Annotated in this window: 14 protein-coding genes; 13 read left to right on the forward strand and 1 reads right to left on the reverse strand. The window is 29.6% G+C overall.

All coding sequences use genetic code 11. The features are described 5' to 3' along the window. The 4 genes from BS62_RS00005 to BS62_RS00020 form a co-directional block, all read left to right on the forward strand. A partial coding sequence (locus BS62_RS00005; RefSeq protein ID WP_496489183.1) for a WXG100 family type VII secretion target occupies positions 1 to 263 on the forward strand: 263 nt, incomplete at its 5' end. A gap of 285 nt (positions 264 to 548) precedes the next feature. Beyond that, the gene (locus BS62_RS00010; RefSeq protein WP_496489184.1) at positions 549 to 6110 is read left to right on the forward strand and encodes an Ig-like domain-containing protein; all 5562 of its coding nucleotides are present in this window, start codon (positions 549 to 551) and stop codon (positions 6108 to 6110) included. Positions 6111 to 6184: 74 nt separating this feature from the next. Beyond that, the gene (gene srtD / locus BS62_RS00015; protein ID WP_496489185.1) at positions 6185 to 6760 is read left to right on the forward strand and encodes a class D sortase, LPxTATN-specific; all 576 of its coding nucleotides are present in this window, start codon (positions 6185 to 6187) and stop codon (positions 6758 to 6760) included. Between the two features lie 187 nt (positions 6761 to 6947). Then, positions 6948 to 8423 carry a M14 family zinc carboxypeptidase gene (locus BS62_RS00020; RefSeq protein ID WP_496489186.1) on the forward strand — a complete coding sequence of 492 codons (1476 nt, stop codon included), beginning with the start codon at positions 6948 to 6950 and terminating at the stop codon, positions 8421 to 8423. 86 nt (positions 8424 to 8509) lie between these two features. Here the strand turns inward: BS62_RS00020 and BS62_RS00025 are convergent, their stop codons facing one another. Then, positions 8510 to 9373, reverse strand: coding sequence for an ROK family protein (locus BS62_RS00025; RefSeq protein ID WP_496489187.1), 864 nt, complete (start codon positions 9371 to 9373; stop codon positions 8510 to 8512). A 357-nt stretch (positions 9374 to 9730) separates the two neighbouring features. Here BS62_RS00025 and BS62_RS00030 point away from each other — a divergent pair, with 357 nt between their 5' ends. The 9 genes from BS62_RS00030 (at position 9731) to BS62_RS00070 (ending at position 18291) form a co-directional block, all read left to right on the forward strand. Then, positions 9731 to 10534, forward strand: a complete 804-nt coding sequence (locus BS62_RS00030; protein WP_496489188.1) for a hypothetical protein — start codon at positions 9731 to 9733, stop codon at positions 10532 to 10534. 13 nt (positions 10535 to 10547) lie between these two features. Further along, positions 10548 to 10961, forward strand: a complete 414-nt coding sequence (locus BS62_RS00035; RefSeq protein WP_496489189.1) for a double zinc ribbon domain-containing protein — start codon at positions 10548 to 10550, stop codon at positions 10959 to 10961. A gap of 19 nt (positions 10962 to 10980) precedes the next feature. Further along, positions 10981 to 11778, forward strand: a complete 798-nt coding sequence (locus BS62_RS00040; protein ID WP_496489190.1) for an N-acetylmuramoyl-L-alanine amidase family protein — start codon at positions 10981 to 10983, stop codon at positions 11776 to 11778. A gap of 19 nt (positions 11779 to 11797) precedes the next feature. Next, positions 11798 to 12655, forward strand: a complete 858-nt coding sequence (locus BS62_RS00045; protein WP_496489191.1) for a YARHG domain-containing protein — start codon at positions 11798 to 11800, stop codon at positions 12653 to 12655. A 98-nt stretch (positions 12656 to 12753) separates the two neighbouring features. Then, entirely contained in the window at positions 12754 to 13191 is a 438-nt protein-coding gene (locus BS62_RS00050; protein WP_496489192.1) for a DUF2628 domain-containing protein, read from the forward strand. Between the two features lie 14 nt (positions 13192 to 13205). Further along, positions 13206 to 14144 (forward strand): M48 family metallopeptidase, encoded by a 939-nt coding sequence (locus tag BS62_RS00055; protein ID WP_496489193.1) that lies wholly within the window; start codon positions 13206 to 13208, stop codon positions 14142 to 14144. A 189-nt stretch (positions 14145 to 14333) separates the two neighbouring features. Further along, positions 14334 to 14705, forward strand: a complete 372-nt coding sequence (locus tag BS62_RS00060) for a hypothetical protein (RefSeq protein WP_496489194.1) — start codon at positions 14334 to 14336, stop codon at positions 14703 to 14705. A 19-nt stretch (positions 14706 to 14724) separates the two neighbouring features. Beyond that, positions 14725 to 16704, forward strand: coding sequence for a stage V sporulation protein D (locus BS62_RS00065; RefSeq protein WP_496489195.1), 1980 nt, complete (start codon positions 14725 to 14727; stop codon positions 16702 to 16704). Between the two features lie 132 nt (positions 16705 to 16836). After that, complete coding sequence (locus tag BS62_RS00070) at positions 16837 to 18291, forward strand: UDP-N-acetylmuramoyl-L-alanyl-D-glutamate--2,6-diaminopimelate ligase (protein WP_496489196.1); 1455 nt, start codon at positions 16837 to 16839, stop codon at positions 18289 to 18291.

Consider the following 18291-nt stretch of genomic DNA (forward strand, 5'->3'; position numbering starts at 1 on the left):
AGTTAATAGGAGCAGCAGGGGAGTTTTTAAATGGATCACAACAAACAGATCAATTAATAACACAATTATCAGGAATAGTAGATGGATTATCATCAGCATGGGAAGGATTAGCACAGTCTTCATTCTTCCAAAGATTCGAAGAATTAAAACCAGCATTACAAGAATTTGTAACGATAACAGAAGGGATAAATGAACAATTAAAAAGTGTAGCAAAGGAAATGGAAGATACAGATAGCAGATTAGCATCAGCTTTAAAAGGATAATTAATGAGGGAAAATAAAAATATCCGTGAACGAATTTGTAAATAGATTTATGTAAACTTCAAATAAATATATGACTTTTGAGTGGTGATTTATAAGGTTTTTAGGAGTGAGTAGAATAATACTCACTCCTTTTTTATTTGAAAAAAATATGTAAGAAAATGTATAATTACAAAGAAAATAGTATTATTTTTAATATTGAGAAAATATAATAAAATATGATATTATATGTAAGATAATGCCATTTTTTCAAAAAAATTATAAAAATAAAGCAGGGGGAGAAACAAAATGCATAAGAAAAAACTTTCATCAATTGTTACAATAGCGCTAGCTATAGGAAGTGCATCTGTAACACCTGTGTTTGCTCAAGAATTTCAAAATTCGGGAGATAATACAGAAGTGGTTGAACAACAAATTATAGAAGGAGAACAAGTCACAGAAAACTTAATCACTGAAGAAAATCAAACAGTAGAGGAAGAAATAACTGAACCAAAAATAAAATCTGTTACAGTGGATAAAACAAGTGTCCAACCTGGAGAAAGTTTTGAAATATATTTAGATATAGATTATGATCCATCTCTAATTAGTAGGGTAGAAGTAAACTATGGAGATTCTAATGATACCTCATCATATAGACATTATGCTGAATATGATTCTGAATCAGGAAAGTGGGTTGTTACTACAAATCCTCTATATGAAGAGGTTGAACTTGGCACATGGGACGTTAAATACATAAAGTTATATTATAGAGATACAACAAATAATTATAAATCTAAATCGTATACAAAGGAAGTAGATTATACTAGTCCTTCTATTTTAGTTGAATATCAAGATAAAATAAAGCCAGTATTTAATGGTGTAGAAGTAAGTAAAAAACAAATATCAGAAGGAACATTGAGAATAAGTATAAATGCTCAAGATGAATCAGAGTTATATAAAGGAAGATATAAAAGTTCCGTAATATACAATACACCTGATGGACCAAAAAACATAGATTTAGAGTATAATGAGATAACTAATAAGTTAGAAGGATTCATAGACATAAATAAAAAATACAATGGACAAGTAGAAAAGTGGATTTTAGAAGAAATACATATATATGATAATTCACGAAATGAACTAGTTATTTCTAGTGAAGATAGAGACTTAAGTGAAGGGAATTTTGAGGTAATTAACACAACAGTAGATAATTTACTTCCAGAATTTATATCAGTACAAACAGATAAGGAAAAGGTTTTAATAGGGGAAAGTATTTATATAAGTATAGAAGCAAATGATAGTGAGTCAGGACCACGTAGAGCTGAAATCGTATATATAAAACCAGATGGTGATATAGAAACTATAGATTTGAGTTATGATAGAAATACAAATAGACTAGAAGGCGAAATTTGGGACTCATATTTTATAGGTAAATGGACGATAGATCAAATAAATATATATGATAATGCAGGAAATAAACAAGTTATTTCTAAATCAGATAGAGATTTAAGTGAAGGTAACTTTGAAGTAATAAAAAGAGATAGTATTGCACCAAAGTTTAATTCTGTAAATGTAGATAAAACAAGAGCTACAGCAGATGAAATAGTAAAAATAAGTGTAGATGCAGAAGATGTTGAACCTGGAATAAAATCTATTGTTGTAACCTATAAAAATACGAAATCGGCATGGGATGATAGCAGAGTAACACTGACTTATAATGAAGAGTCAAAAAAATATATAGGATACATTATGGAAATAGATAAGTACAATACTGCTTCTGGGAAGTGGGAAATATACAATATAGCACTTGAAGATGGACATGGAAACGTAACAACTATATATAATTCAAATATATCTGATGAAATAGAGGCACAAGATCTGAGCGGAGGAGATTTTGAAGTTTATGGAACTGTATTAGATAAAACAGCACCTATTATTAAGTCAGTACAAGTAGATAAAGATACGGTAACAGAAGGAGAAAGGTTAAAAATAACTATAGATGCGGAAGATAATGAATCGGGATTAGGAGAATTAAAGTTAATAGAAGACTCGTCATGGGGAGGTTATTTTTCTCCACAAGTAGTTTATATAACTCCAGTAACAAAGGATGAATATTACTTAGATTTAAAATACAATAGTGTTACTAATAAATATGAAGGATATATAGATATTGACAAATATCTGAGTGAACCAGGTGAATGGAAGATAAAATCTATATGGATATTCGATAAAAATGGTAATGAATCAAGGACATATAATTCAAACTCTATAGAAGAAGATTATTATCAGGAAATAATGGATTTAAGCGGAGGAAATTTTAAGGTAGATGGAACAATATTAGATACTACAGCTCCTATAATTAAATCTGTAAGTATAGATAAAACAACTGCAAAAGTAGGAGAAACAGTAAAAATAGTAATAGATGCAGAAGATAAAGATTCGGGATTATCTAGCTTAAAGTCGAAGTATGATCCTTATGGAGCGGGACATTATGAAACACAAGCACATGTAGTTTATAAGACACAAGGAACAAAAATGTCCCGTCGCATAAACTTATATTATAACGAAGAAACAAATAAATATGAAGGGGATATTAATATTGATACCCAAGCAAGCCCTTGGGAAATAGAGTATATAGAAATTTACGATAAGAGTGGTAATGTTACAAGATTATTTAATTCAAATATAAGTAGAGAACTGGAGTCTCAGGACTTAAGTGGTGCAGATATTTTTGTTGAAGAAGGAGAAAATGTTGCACCTGTAATACCAGAAGTTAAATCTATAAAAGTGGAAAAAGATATTTTAACAGTAGGAGATAGGTTGAAAATAAGTTTAGAAGTTAAAGATGATAAATCTGAAGTTGTCTCTGTAAGTTATATAAAGCCTATAACAGGTGTATATACTGATATTTATTTGAAATACAATGAGGAAACAAGAAAATATGAAGGGTATATTGATATTGATAATAGTATTGAATCAGGACAATGGCGATTAAATCGTATAAATCTTCGAGATGGTAATAGAAATAATTATACTATATATGACTTTTATGATAACGTAAGTTTATTTGATGGAAACTTTACAGTTACAGGGACTAACGCTGATACGTATAAACCATATATAAATTCAATAAAAGTAAACAAAAGTGAGGTAACAGTAGGGGAAACAGTAAAGATAATTGTAGAAGCAGGGGATAATGAATCTTCAGTAGACAACGTAAAGGTTGGCATAAGGAAGCCAAGATATGGAAGTTCTTTTTCGTTTTTAGGTGATTACATAACTCAATATGTAGATTTAAGTTACAATGAAGAGACAAAAGTATATGAATATGATATGAATATAGATAAATTTGATAATTTTGGCTTATGGAGTATATTTGAAGTAATTGCCACTGACAAGTTTGGTAATGAAAATGAATTACAACTAGAGAATGAAGTGAATTTCTGGGCTTTTGGAAATTATATTGAAGATAATATAAAACCAAAATTAAATAGTATTAGTATTGATAAAAAATTTGTTACAGTAGGAGACAAAATTAAAGTAACAATAGATGCTAGAGATGATGAATCGGGGATAAAAGACGTATCATTAAACTATATTATATCTAATGAAGAGTATTATTTAAATCTTATATATAATAAAGAAACAGGAATGTATGAAGGATATATCGATACATTTAATTATCCAGGACAATGGATAATGGACAATATATTTATAACAGACGATAGAGATAATAGATTAGACATAAGAGCTAGATATAGTGAATTATTTGATTTAAGTAAATATAATTTTTATGTTTCTGATGTAAAGATAAACTTAGAGGTAACTAAAGAAATAAATGATAAAACAGTTGAAATAATAGGTAAATCAGAGCCTGGATTAAAGATAATAGCAAGTGTCAATGGAGAAGAAATAGGACAAGTTGTAGTTAATGAGAGTGGAAATTACACTATAGAAATATCACCACAGAAACAAGGAACACAAATAGAAATACTAGCAATGGATAGTGAAGGAAATAAAGTAAAATCTATTGGGATAACAGTTATAGATACAACAGCGCCAGAAGCTCCAAAGGTAAACGAAATAAGTGATAAGTCAGAAGAAATAACAGGGACAACTGAAGCAGGAGCAACAATAATAGCAAAGGTCAACGGAGACAAAATAGGAGAAGCTATAGCAGACGAAAATGGAAACTTTATTATATCTATATCAAGACAGTCAGTAGGAAAAATTGTGGAAGCAATAGCGACAGATAATGCTAATAATTCAAGTATAGCAGCAAAAATAGAGGTGAAGAATGAAACTCCTAGTATAAATTTAGCTAATAGAAATATATTAGTAAATAAAGAAAATGTTGAAGATTTAGATATTATAAAGTCAACAGGAGCTAAAGCTATTGATAAAGAAGATGGAGATTTAGATATAAAAATAACTGGTTTCGATTCTTCAAGAATAGGAGAGCAAACAGTAACCGTAGAAACTATAGATAGCAACGGTCAGGTTGCAAAAGAAACTGTAACTGTTAAGGTGGTAGACATTAAAGATGAAATATCTATAGACGATAGTAAATTATACACTTTAGATTTAACATCAATAGTAGATGGCCTTGGAACTAATGCTAATATATATAGTTTAAGTACTAATATTATAGATAAAGATAGTGCTATTCTAAAGGTTGCAGTTAGAGACCAATATGGAAATAAAGTTGAAGATACAATAAATGTTACATTAACAAAGGAAAGTATATCATTAGAAAATTCTATTATTCAGCCTTATATTATGAGTGCTATAAAAGGCGACAAAGCTTATATTAAGTTTAATATTAAAAAGGAAAACATTAATACCTTAACATCAGCATATATACAAACTAATGATGGCAAAAAGATTAATTTAAAAGTAGATACTGAATTACAAATCATAAATTTAAGTGAAACAACAAATAGTTTTAAACTTGAGTATGTTTTATCAGATACTACTTATGTTACTGATGAAAAAACTATTGAATGGACAGAAAAACAAGACACAACACAACCAAGTAAAGTAGATGTGTTAGTTGAAGAGTTAGTTAAAGAAAGTAGTGTATCTATTGAAAAACCAGTAGATAAACAAGAGGTGGTTATAACATCTTCTAAAGAGGTAGTTGTAGGATTAGCAAGTGAGATCTTAGAAAATGAAAATACATCTATATCAGTTAATGATGGGATACTAGAAATAAAAGTTGAAAATACTATTATAAAAGCATCTGAAGAAAAGACAACTATTGAGAAGGGTGTAAGTGAAAAATATGAAATAACAAGTGATGGCAAGATAAGTAAATATATGGCCAAGGCTCCAGCTGTGCAAGCAAGAACTATGCGTTCATTTGGAATAATGAGTATTACACCAACGGTAGCTACTACTCAATGGGAATTAGTGTATACCATAGATACTAAACAAGGAACTATACAACATGCAGATGGTAAAGTAGAAAAATTCCAACCTTCTTCTGAGGTACAATTGATAGTTGATGCAAAAGGTGATGTACAGGAACCGGTTCTAAATATAATAAAAGAAAATAATGACCAAGGCAACACAAAACCAGAGGATAACCAAAATAATAATCCTGTAGATAATAATCAGACAAATGATAATCAAAACAATAACCCTATAAATAATAATCCTGTAAATAATGAAGAAGTTAAGGATACTAACGGGAAAGAGCCTATAGAGAATAAGGTTATAGAAAATAACAATAGTACTAATGAAAATATAATAAAGTCAGAATTGCCTAAAACTGGTGAAAATATGATAGGCAGTCTTGCAACAATGATATTTGGTGCTGCTAGTATGATAACTGGAGGATCTTTATTTAGAAATAGAAGAAATAAATAAGTCCATATTACATAAAAGGGGGAAATATATTTCTCCCTTTTATATTAATTAGAATGGGGGCAACTTCTAAAAGTATGAAAAAGATTATAGCTATATTTCTTATACTTGTAGGTATAATATCTCTTATTAAACCTATATATGAATGGATCGGTATAAGAACAGAAGAGCAAATAGCTTTGGCAAAAGCAGAAAGTATAATAAATACAAATGATGAAAAAACAATATATAGGGAAAAGATAGAAAACTTTAGAGGAAGTCATGGAAAGGCCTTTGGAGTATTGTATATACCTAAGTTTGAAAAAAGGATTGCTATAATAGAAGGAGTTAGAGATACTGATTTAAACAAGGGTATTGGTCATATAAGTGAATCTAAATACCCATTGCAAAATGATCAGATATATTTGGCAGTTCATAGAGACAAAGTATTTAAAGAAATACAAAATTTAAATTCTGGAGACTATATATATATTGAAATGCCATACAGTAAAGTAAAGTATAAAATTTCTCATAATAAAATTGTCAATCCAGAGGATACACAAGTTATTAAGTCAACTTATCCTAAAGAGGAATTAGTTATACAAACGTGCTACCCTTTTAACTTTATTGGCAATGCACCTAAGCGATATCTATTATACGCATATCCTTATTAATAATAAATATTTATACAAAGAGATTAAATGAAACTTTAAAACTAGTCCTCATATGAGGACTTATTTTATTTTTTGTATAATTCTTTGGAAAAACTTACAAACGGCTAAAATGTAGAAAAACGAAAAAATATGTAGGAAAATGTAGTAATATTATAGGGATATTATTATATTTTTAGGGGTGAAGATATTGAAGAAATTTTTGACATTATTAGTTTCCTTTATTTTATGTTTTACACAGGTGTCATGGGGTCAGACAAAAATAGTTGATACTTCTAAAACTTATACCTATGAACAGATGCAAGAAGATTTATATGAACTTGAGCAAAAGTATCCAGAAATAATAAAACTAAATGTAATTGGGGAATCCGAATATGGGCGTAATATATATGAAGTAAAATTAGGTACAGGAAATCCAATACTTCATATAAACGCATCTCATCATGCTAGAGAATGGATTAGTACAACACTAACGATGAAAATGCTAGAAGACTTAGCTATAGGGTACAATAATAATGAAAACTGGGATAAATATAACGTTAAAGAAACTTTAGACAAAACAACTATATCATTTGTTCCTATGGTGAATCCTGATGGAGTTACATTGCAACAATCTGGGTTAGAGAAGTTCCCAGAAAGTGTCCACAGCCAACTTATAAGTATGAATGGTGGAAGTTTAGACTTTAAGAGATGGAAGGCTAATGGGAAAGGGATTGACTTAAATAGACAATATAATGCTAATTGGTCTTCAAGTTCTACTCCAACTAAGCCGAGTTATGCTGGGTTCAAAGGAAATAGACCAGAAGAGGCGAAAGAGGTAGTTGGTCTATTAAACTTAGTAAGAAGTAATAATCCTGAAATGGTTGTATCTTATCACAGTTCAGGTGAACTTATATTTTGGAAATTTGGACAAGATAGTGTTACAGAAAAAAGAGATTATGATTATGCACAAAAGATAAATTTATACACAGGATATAAATTAATAAATAGTGGATATGGAATGGAAGATGGTAAAGGCTTTAAAGATTGGTTTGTTACAACAACGAAAAGGCCAGGATTTACACTTGAACTTAGTCCATACGTTGGAGAAACACATGTGCCACTTTCAAATTTTAATAAAATATGGAATGAAAATAAATATGTACCACTTTATTTAGCAGAAGAAAGTTACAATTTATATAATACTAGAAATAATCCAACACCACCTCCAATAACAGAAGTGCCTAAACCACAGCCTATAGTACAAAAAGAAACTACTACAAATCTTAATATGAGAAGTGGACCTAGTACAACTGCTAAAACTATAACTACTTTGAAAAAAGGAATTAAGGTAGATGTATTAGAAAGTAAAAATGGTTGGGATAAAATAAAATATGGATCGAAGATAGGTTATGCAAGTAGTAAATACTTAAAAATAATACCTACAAAACCAGCTACTAATACACCAACAACACCTGCTGTAAAAGTTATAGCACAAAAACAAACTACTACAAATCTTAATATGAGAAGTGGGCCTAGTACAACTGCCAAAACTATAACTACTTTTAAAAAAGGAACTAAGGTGGATGTATTAGAAAGTAAAAACGGTTGGGATAAAATAAAGTATGGAACAAAGATAGGATATGTAAGCAATAAATACTTAAAAGCTATAACTACTACTAGATAGCAACGGAAAAACAAAGTGTGTAACTTCCAAAATTGGTGATGGTTAAAATATCATTACCAACTAAGGAGGGTACACACTTTATGTATTTAAACACATTCCTTAGCTAATAAAAAACATCCTATTATACCTGCATTATCTTCTAAAGCACAAGGTACTATGTATTCATTTAAATCAGGTGTGTTGACGTAGTTATTAAGTTGGTTTTTGAATGATTCTCTTATCATAGATAATAGATGCTCCTGTTTCATAACTCCGCCTCCAAATATTATTTTTTCAGGTGAAAGAGTCAATGTATAGTTCATTACAGCTTGAGCTAAATAATATGCTTCAATTTCCCAAACATTACTATCTCTGCTAATTAACTGTCCTTTTACTCCTGTTCTTTCTTCTATTGCAGGTCCTGCTGCCATACCTTCTAGACAATCTCCATGGAAAGGACAATTACCCTCATATTTATCATCTTTATGGCGTCTTACTAATATATGTCCTATCTCAGGATGACTAAATCCTTCCAGTATAGAACCATTAACTATAATTCCGCCACCTATACCTGTTCCTACTGTAATATATATACAACTTTCTTTTCCAGCAGCTGCTCCCATTTTTAACTCTCCGTAAGCTGCAGCGTTTACATCTGTAGTCCAAGCAATAGGAATATTATAATGTTTTTTTAATTCTCCTAAAAAATTATAGTTTTTCCAAGCTAATTTTGGCGTATTAGTTATATATCCATAGGTAGGCGATTTTGTGTTTATATCTATAGGTCCAAATGATCCAACTCCAATAGAGCTAACAGAATGTTTGTCAAAAAACTTAAAAACTTCTTTCATAGTTTCTTCAGGAGTTGTCGTAGGAATAGTCAATTTTTCCTTAATATTAAATTGTTTATCACAAGTTGCACAAATAAATTTTGTTCCCCCTGCCTCGATTGCTCCATACATTACTGACATTCAGTTTCCTCCTATAACTTTATACCTGTGTTTATACTTCTGGGTTTTATATCTTAGTCAAAATTATAATGCACATAACCTATTAATAAATTCTTAACTTAATTATATCATATTAATTATTTAAAATAGATACGTTGTTATAATAGCCTCTAAGTATCTACTTAACAAGTACTTTTATAGCAGATATTATCTATATTTTTACTGTGAAAAGCAATACGGAGAAGTCACAAATGCAAAATAAAATTGTGCTAAATTTAATGTAGAATAAATACGTTGCTAAAAAATTCAAATTATGACAAATTATTACATAAGAAATATGTATAATTATAAAGGAATTACTTATATGGAGGGAATTATATGAAATGTATTAGATGTAATCAAGATAATTTGAGTTATCATAATTACTGTATAAATGATGGCGAGAGCTTGAATTATCCTAATGAAAAATTAACACTAAAAAGCAACGTAGATAAGTATTGTATGGAATGTGGAAGTCATATAGAAGAAAAAGCAAATTACTGTATTGGATGTGGAAAAATTATTGCAAAAATTTGCTCAAAAAATGACTTGTCAAGATTAGACTCTATAGGCGAAGTTGGAAATAAATTTGGAGGGTCAACAATAAATCAAATTAAATCCAAACTAAAAAACATAAATATAACTGAACAATATTATAATAGTTATTTTGGTACTTCCAGAAAAATGACAAATAAAAAAAACGGTATTATGGAGAACAATTCAAGTCTAAGTATAATCTCATTAATAATTTCAATACTATTGCTGATAGAGATATTTACTTATTCTACAATATATACAGTTTCATTGAATCAAGCGTATCATCCAGATACTCGACTTGAAATTCAAATACTTTATATTATTCCACTTATAATATGTTCAACGGTATTTATTTTATTTTGGATAACATCTATTAGTAAAAATAAGTATTTATCTCTAATTTTATTGAGTATTTTATCTGGATGGGCTCCGCTTCTGTTAGTTCCAGTATTTATAGACATAGGTATGTTAAAATTTATGTTTAGCGAATCAATGCTAGTGCAGTTATTACCTTTTATATCTATAGCTATAGCGGTTTTATCTAATATAAAATACATTAAAATTTTAATAAGTAGATATAATTCCCCAACAATAGAAAACATTTAGGAGGAGAAAATACGTGAATAATGTTGAAGATTCAATAAAAGAAATCTATAAGCTAAATAAAATCATAGAAGATATAAGTGCTAAAAAAGCAGAAGCTTTATTAGATTTAGGTATAAATATCTACCAAAAAGTAAGAGAAGGTATTATAAAAGATGAAGAGATAATCGAAAAATGTAATAGTATATTAGGTTTTGATTACTTAATCTACAATAATAAAAGAAAGATAGAAGAAATTAAAAGCGCAGATGAAGGATTTACATGTTCATGCGGTAAAGCTTTAACTTCTGAAGATAGGTTTTGTGGAGGGTGTGGAAAAAAAGTTGAAATACCAGTTGAAAATATAGAAAGCGATACTTGTGACAACTGTGATATGAATATTAATTCTAATTTAAATTTCTGCCCTTGTTGCGGAGTAAAAATAAATTAAAAATAATAAAGGAGAAAAAATGAGAAAGAAAATTACTTATACAATAATATCTATATGTATGCTATTAGCTATAGGTGGGTGCAGTAAAAAAGAAGTTGCAACTGTTGTAAAAGATAAAAATATAGTTGTAAAAGAAGATAATAAAAAAGATCAAGAAAATAAACCAAAAGAAGAAAATGAAAACATTATTGAAGAAGTTAAAACTATTGTTATAGATCCAGGTCATTCATCAGTAGGAAACTTTACAAAAGAACCTATATCACCTAATTCATCTAAGACGAAACCTAAAGATGTGATAGGTGCTACAGGATATTACACAAAAGTACCAGAACATAAAACTACAGTAGCCATTGGGCTACTATTGAAAGAAGAACTTGAGTCAAAAGGATATAATGTGGTTATGACAAAGACAGAAGTATCAAAATCTCTAAGTAATATTGATAGAGCAACTATAGCAAATGAAAATAGTGCAGATTTAGTTGTGAGAATACATGCAGATTCATCTGAAAATCATAGCGTAAAAGGAGCATCAGTACTTATTCCTGAAGATAATCAATATACCTCTAATATATATGAAATAAGTAAAATTTATGGAAAGCAAATAATAAACACTTATACACAAGAGTTGAATATACAAAACAGAGGAATTATACCTAGAGATGATATGACCGGTTTCAATTGGTCAAAAGTACCGGTTGTTATATTAGAGATGGGTTTCTTATCTAATAAAGAAGAAGACAATTTCATTAGTAATACTCAAAATCACGAAAAAATAGCAAAAGCTATAGCGAATGGAATATATAACTGTTTTGAATAAAATAATGGGGGAGCGTAATATGAATACTTGTAGTAATTGTGGTAAAAAAATAAAGGATGGAATTTTATTTTGTAATTATTGCGGTACTAAAATAAGTGAATCAGTAAAAAATAAACAAGTCAATAAACAAATCATAGTAAATAAACAAAAATCAAATAACTTACCTATAATATTTTTAGTATGTGCGGTAATAGTTCTTGGAGTTGTGTTAAGAAAAGACAGTATAATGTATAACTATTATATGTTAAAGGGAAATACAGAAAGTTCAGTTACACAATCAATAAGCTATTATACAAAAGCACTAAAAATAAAGTATGAACAAGATTTAGTAGTTAAAATCAGTGAAAAATTAAAAGAAGATGAAAACTTTGAAACTACTTTAGAAAATTTAGATTGGGTAGTTAAAGAAGAAGACTTAAATAAAATATATGCTAATACTTATGTAAGTAAAGCAAAGGAAAATTTTAATAATAAAAACTATGAGACAACTTGGAATTATCTAGAAAAGGCCACGCTATATAACTATGATATAGAAAAGTTTGAGTACTATAAAGATTTAGTTAAATTAGAAGAAGCTTCAGAAGCTAATGAAGATACAAGTACATATAATTTGCACTCAGAATATATAATAGCAGATAGTAATACAAGATATCTAACTAGAGATGACTTAAGTAGTTATACTAAACGTCAGTTAGCGTTTATAAGAAATGAAATATTTGCAAGACATGGATATGTATTTGAAAAAGAAGATTATAATAATTATTTCATGAGTAAGTCTTGGTATTATCCAAATAACTACTTTACAGGTAGTGAAGAAGAGTTGAGTACTGTGGAAAGAGAAAACTTAAAACTTATACAGAATTTAGAAAAAGAATAAATTGTTACAAATATTAATAATAAATTAGTAATATATTACGATATAATAGTATGGAAATATATTACTAATTTATAGATGACCGTGAAGGGAGATTTAAAATGATGTTTTGTGGAAATTGTGGGCAACCAATGGATGCTACTAATAAGTTTTGTGGGAAATGTGGAAAACCGAATTCAAACAGAGAAGAGAGTACAAGTTTTTCAGAATCAGTAGTTGTGCAAGATAACTACATAAATGAAAATAGATATGATAATTGTGAAGTCGATTATTCCTACTTATCTGATTACTACCAAGATGAATTTAATAAAATAACAGAGTATGAAGAGGCATACAAAGGAAAGTGGAATTGGGCAGCATTCTTATTCGGAGGTCTATGGGCATTAACAAAAGGATTATGGTTATCTGCAGTTGTTTGCATAGTATTAAATATTATTACTAGCGGAATTGCAAGTTTTGTATATTGTGTCATATATGGATTCAGAGGAAACTATATGTATTACAATAAAATTGTAAAAAATAAACAGATACCGTTCTAAGCAAGGAGTATAAAATGACTAGAAAAGAAATTTTAAATTTAAACTCTAATGAATATGAACATCCATTTGATAGAAAGGCACTTAATGCTTTAGAACAAACACCAGGATTAGACATAATAATAAGGAAATTTAGTAAGTATTGGACTGATAAGATTCTTAAAATACAATATACTGGAAGTAATATAAAAGTAAATGAAAAAAATTTTCCTGAGGTACACAATGCATTGATAGAAGCTTGCAATATTTTGTGCGTTAAAAACATTCCTAAGTTATATATAAAATGGGGCTATGACGTCAATGCTTTCACAGCTGGAGTAGAAGATCCAATAATAGTATTAAATAGTGGAACAATAGATTTACTTACATATGAAGAATTACTATTTGTTATAGGTCACGAAGTTGGACATATTAAGAGCCAACATGTATTGTATTATCAAATGGCTCAAATACTTCCATTTTTAGGAGAGATAATAGGCTCGGCTACACTAGGGGTAGGAAACTTAGTATCTACTGGATTGCAAATAGCTATTTTAAATTGGGCGAGGATGTCAGAGTTTACAGCTGACAGAGCTGGGCTTTTAACTTGCCAAGATTCTAATGTTGCAGCAACAGCTATGATAAAAATAGCAGGTGTACCTAAAAAATATTTTAATTTAATTGATGTAGATGATTTTATAGGGCAAGCTAAAGAGTTTGATGATTATGATTATGATTCTATGGATAAGGTGGCTAAAATAGTAAGTACAATGTGGATTGATCACCCATGGACAGTAATGAGAACAGCCGAATTTTTTAAATGGATTGATTCTGGAGAATACGACGCCATATTAAATAGAACTAATAAAAAAGAATCAAAACCAGGTTATAATAATATGAGATTCTGTACTAATTGTGGGTATAAGATAAGAGCAGATCAAGTTTTCTGTTCAAATTGCGGAAATAAACTAAAATAGATATTATAATAATTTAATAAATATTATATATCCCATCAGTCTACTTGGCTGAAGGGATTTTTTATTTTAAATTTTGTAAAAATTTGAAGAACGTTTCTTGGTGTTTTTTGAAGGAAGTACAATATAAAAGTTGAAATTATAACTATTGTATTTTTTTATTTATTTTTCTTTTTTGTAGGGGGGAACCATATGAAGAAACGTTCTAATGTAAAACATATTGATGAATATAAAGCAAAAAAAGTGAATAAGAATAATAAGAAGAAAAAAACAAAAAAGAAGATTAGCACAAAGGTATTAATAAAATTTATAAAAGCATCTTCAATTTTAGCAGTTCTTGGCCTTGTTATAGGGCTTTTGTGCGGTTATTCAGTAGTTAGTGAGTTAAAATACGAATTAAATACCTTAAACAAAGAACTAGATAAAAAACTTGAGAAAAAGGATAATATTAGAGTTGAATTAGATGTATTAAGTAAAAGTGGGTACATAGAAGAAGAAGCAAAAACAAGACTTAACATGGATAGCCCAAAAGGAGATCAAATAAAGTATATAGATGTTGAGTAAGTAATTGGGGGGATGATATTTGAGTAAGTTAAAGGGAATAGGCAAAAAGCGTTTGGTACTTATTCTAGCACTTGCTTGTTGTGCTTTTTTGGCACTTATATTTAGAACTGGATATATACAACTTGTTAAGGGAACTTGGTTAAACCAATTAGCCCTAGCACAACAAACTAGAGATATACCTATAGAGCCCAAAAGAGGAGCTATATATGATAGAAATATGAAAGAGCTAGCTGTAAGTGTTACTAAATATACAATATGGTGTAAGCCTGTCGAGGTAAAAAACAAAGAAGACGCAGCAAAGAAAATAAGTGAAATAATAGGGGAAGATTATGACAAAGTACTTAAGTCTGTAAGTAGAAAAGACATGGCATTAGTTATGGTAAAAAGATGGGTAGAAGATGATCAAGCTGAAAAAATAAGAACATCTAAAGTACCTGGAATATGGGTAGCTGAAGATAATCAAAGATATTATCCATATGGTAATTTTGCTGCACATATATTAGGTCATACGGCATCTGATGCAACTGGTATATCTGGTATAGAAATGGAATACGACAAACATTTAAGAGGAACAAGAGGAAAATTAGTTGTAAGTACTGATGCTTCAGGTAGAGAGATACCTTATGGAAGTGAAAAATACTTTGAACCTGTAGAAGGAAATGGGATAGTACTTACTATAGATGAGGTTATACAACATTATATAGAAAACGCAGTTCAAAAGGCATATGAAATTAATAGTGCAAAAAGAGTTACAGTTGTAGCTATGAATCCTAAAACTGGAGATATAGTTGGTATGGCATCAAAACCTGACTATGACCCTAATAATCCAAGAGATCCAATATATCCTGCATGGGAAGAAGAACTTGATAGCTATAGCGATAAAGATAAAATAAAAGGTTTATTTAAAATGTGGAGAAATCCAGCTATAAGTGATACATATGAACCAGGATCTACTTTTAAACTTATAACATCATCGGCAGCAGTTGAAGAAGGTGTTATTAAAGAAGGAGAAAAATTCAACGACCCAGGATATGTAATGGTTGAAGGCAGAAGAATAAAATGTTGGAGACATTACAGACCACATGGGCTACAAACATTCCCAGAAGCAGTTCAAAACTCATGCAACCCAGTATTCGTTGAACTTGGTCAAAGACTTGGAGTTGCAAAGTTATATGATTATATAGAAGCATTTGGACTTATGAAGGTTACAGGTGTAGATTTACCAGGAGAAGCAAAGGGTATATTATATGCTGAAAAAAATGTTGGCCCTGTAGAACTTGCAACAATATCATTTGGCCAATCTATATCAGTTACACCAATACAACTTATAACTGCCATATCTGCAATAGCAAATGAAGGTGAATTAATGCAACCTAGAGTTGTAAAGCAATATGTTGATAATCAAGGAAATATTACAAAAAATATAGATCCTAAAATGGTTAGACAGGTAGTATCAAAGGAAACAGCAAAAGAAATGATGGATGTTATGAATTCGGTTGTTTCTTTGGGCTCTGGTAAGGCAGCTTATTTGCCAGGATACAGAGTTGGAGGTAAAACTGGTACTGCACAAAAAGTTATAGATGGGGTTTATGCTCAAGGGAAATATATAACTTCATTTGTAGGTGTTGCTCCAACAGATGACCCACAACTTGTAGTGTTAGCTATAGTTGATGAGCCGTCAGGAGTTGCAGCATTTGGTAGTACAACTGGGGGACCTATAATTAAGGAGATAATGGCTGAATCATTAAAATATCTAGGAGTTGAACCTAAATACAGTGAAGAAGAAAAAGCTGAATTTGTAAAAGAACAAGTTGTTGTTCCAGATGTAAGAAATCTAAGTATACAAGATGCAAATAAGGTGTTAGAAGAAGCTAGACTTAAACATATAATAGATGAAGATATAGAAGTTGATGAAAATGCAAAAATAATTGATATGTTCCCAAAACCAGGAGTTAAGGTACCTGTAGACTCTGGCATAGTACTATATCCTAAACATTAAAGTCATAAACATCTTTAAAAAAGTTATATTTTGTTATATAATTAATAAGTTATAATATGGAGTTTTTGATAAAGGCAATGTATATATATACATTGCCTTTTTAAAAGGAAATAAATTAGGAGGGAAATCAATATGTTACTTAAAGATATAATAAAAAATTTAGATATAGTAGACATAAAAGGTAATTTAGATATACAAATAGATAATGTTCAATATGATTCAAGAAAAGTAGGTCCTAATGGATTATTTGTATGTGTTAGAGGGTTTAATGTTGACGGACATGATTTTATACAAAGTGCCCTTGATAAAGGAGCTATAGCATACATTGTTGAAGAAGATATTTATGTAGAAGGATATACATTTATAAAAGTAGATGACAGTAGACGTGCTATGGCATCTGTTGCGGATAACTTTTACAATAATCCAACTAAAGAGTTAAATGTAATTGGTGTTACTGGGACAAACGGTAAAACTAGTATAACAAATTATTTAAAAGATATATTGAACTTAAATGGTGAAAAAATAGGCCTTATAGGTACTATTAAAATAGCAATAGGAGAAAAAGAAATAGAATCAAGTTCAACAACTCCAGAAAGTATAGACCTTCAAGGATACTTCAAAGAAATGCTAAATAGCGGATGTAGATATTGTGCTATGGAGGTTTCATCTCATTCATTAGAATTAAATAGAGTTGATGATAGTGAATTTAAACTAGGCATATTTACTAACTTAACTCCAGATCACTTAGATTTCCACAAAAATTTAGATGAATATAGAAAAGCAAAAGAAAAGTTATTTTATAAAACTACTTTGGCTAACATTATAAATATAGATGATGAAGGCGGCAAAAAAATATATGAAAATGTAAAAAGCTTAAAAACTCCTGTTTATACTTACGGTATAGATAATGAGGCTGATTTTTATGCCAAAGATATACACATAGACTACAAAGGAGTAAAATATACTTTGGTTACTCCAACTTACGAAACAACAATGTATGTACCAGTTCCTGGAAAATTTACAGTATATAATTCTTTAGCAGTTGTAGCATCAGCTTATTTGCTAGGAATATCTAAGGAGATTATAGTACAAGGATTCCAAAGCACTAAAGGAGTTGCTGGTAGATTTGAAAGTGTTCCAAATGACAAAGAAATAAGTGTTATTGTCGATTATGCTCACACACCAGATGCACTTGAAAATATCTTAAAAACAGCACAAGGATTTGCAAAAGGAGATATAATAACAGTTTTTGGTTGTGGTGGAGATAGAGATAAAACTAAGAGACCTGTTATGGGTTCAATAGCTCAAAACTATTCAAATTATTGTATGGTAACTTCAGATAATCCAAGAACTGAAGATCCAAAAGCTATAATAGAAGATATATTAACTGGACTTGACAAAGAAAAAGAAAACTTTGAAGTTGTTATAGATAGAAAAGAAGCTATAGAAAGAGCTATAAAAAAAGCTAAAAAAGGCGATGTAGTTATAATAGCAGGTAAAGGTCATGAAAATTATCAAATAATAGGAAAAACCAAATACCATTTTGACGACAAAGAAATAGCTACAAATTGTCTAAAGGAGGTATAA

The sequence above is a fragment of the Sporacetigenium mesophilum DSM 16796 genome (assembly GCF_059569055.1).

Excerpts from the sequence above, each read along its gene's own strand:
- BS62_RS00010 (WP_496489184.1), top strand. The coding sequence starts at position 549 with ATGCATAAGAAAAAACTTTCATCAATTGTTACAATAGCGCTAGCTATA.
- srtD (WP_496489185.1), top strand. The coding sequence starts at position 6,185 with ATGAAAAAGATTATAGCTATATTTCTTATACTTGTAGGTATAATATCT.
- BS62_RS00025 (WP_496489187.1), bottom strand. The coding sequence starts at position 9,373 with ATGTCAGTAATGTATGGAGCAATCGAGGCAGGGGGAACAAAATTTATT.
- BS62_RS00030 (WP_496489188.1), top strand. The coding sequence starts at position 9,731 with ATGAAATGTATTAGATGTAATCAAGATAATTTGAGTTATCATAATTAC.
- BS62_RS00040 (WP_496489190.1), top strand. The coding sequence starts at position 10,981 with ATGAGAAAGAAAATTACTTATACAATAATATCTATATGTATGCTATTA.
- BS62_RS00045 (WP_496489191.1), top strand. The coding sequence starts at position 11,798 with ATGAATACTTGTAGTAATTGTGGTAAAAAAATAAAGGATGGAATTTTA.
- BS62_RS00050 (WP_496489192.1), top strand. The coding sequence starts at position 12,754 with ATGATGTTTTGTGGAAATTGTGGGCAACCAATGGATGCTACTAATAAG.
- BS62_RS00055 (WP_496489193.1), top strand. The coding sequence starts at position 13,206 with ATGACTAGAAAAGAAATTTTAAATTTAAACTCTAATGAATATGAACAT.
- BS62_RS00060 (WP_496489194.1), top strand. The coding sequence starts at position 14,334 with ATGAAGAAACGTTCTAATGTAAAACATATTGATGAATATAAAGCAAAA.
- BS62_RS00070 (WP_496489196.1), top strand. The coding sequence starts at position 16,837 with ATGTTACTTAAAGATATAATAAAAAATTTAGATATAGTAGACATAAAA.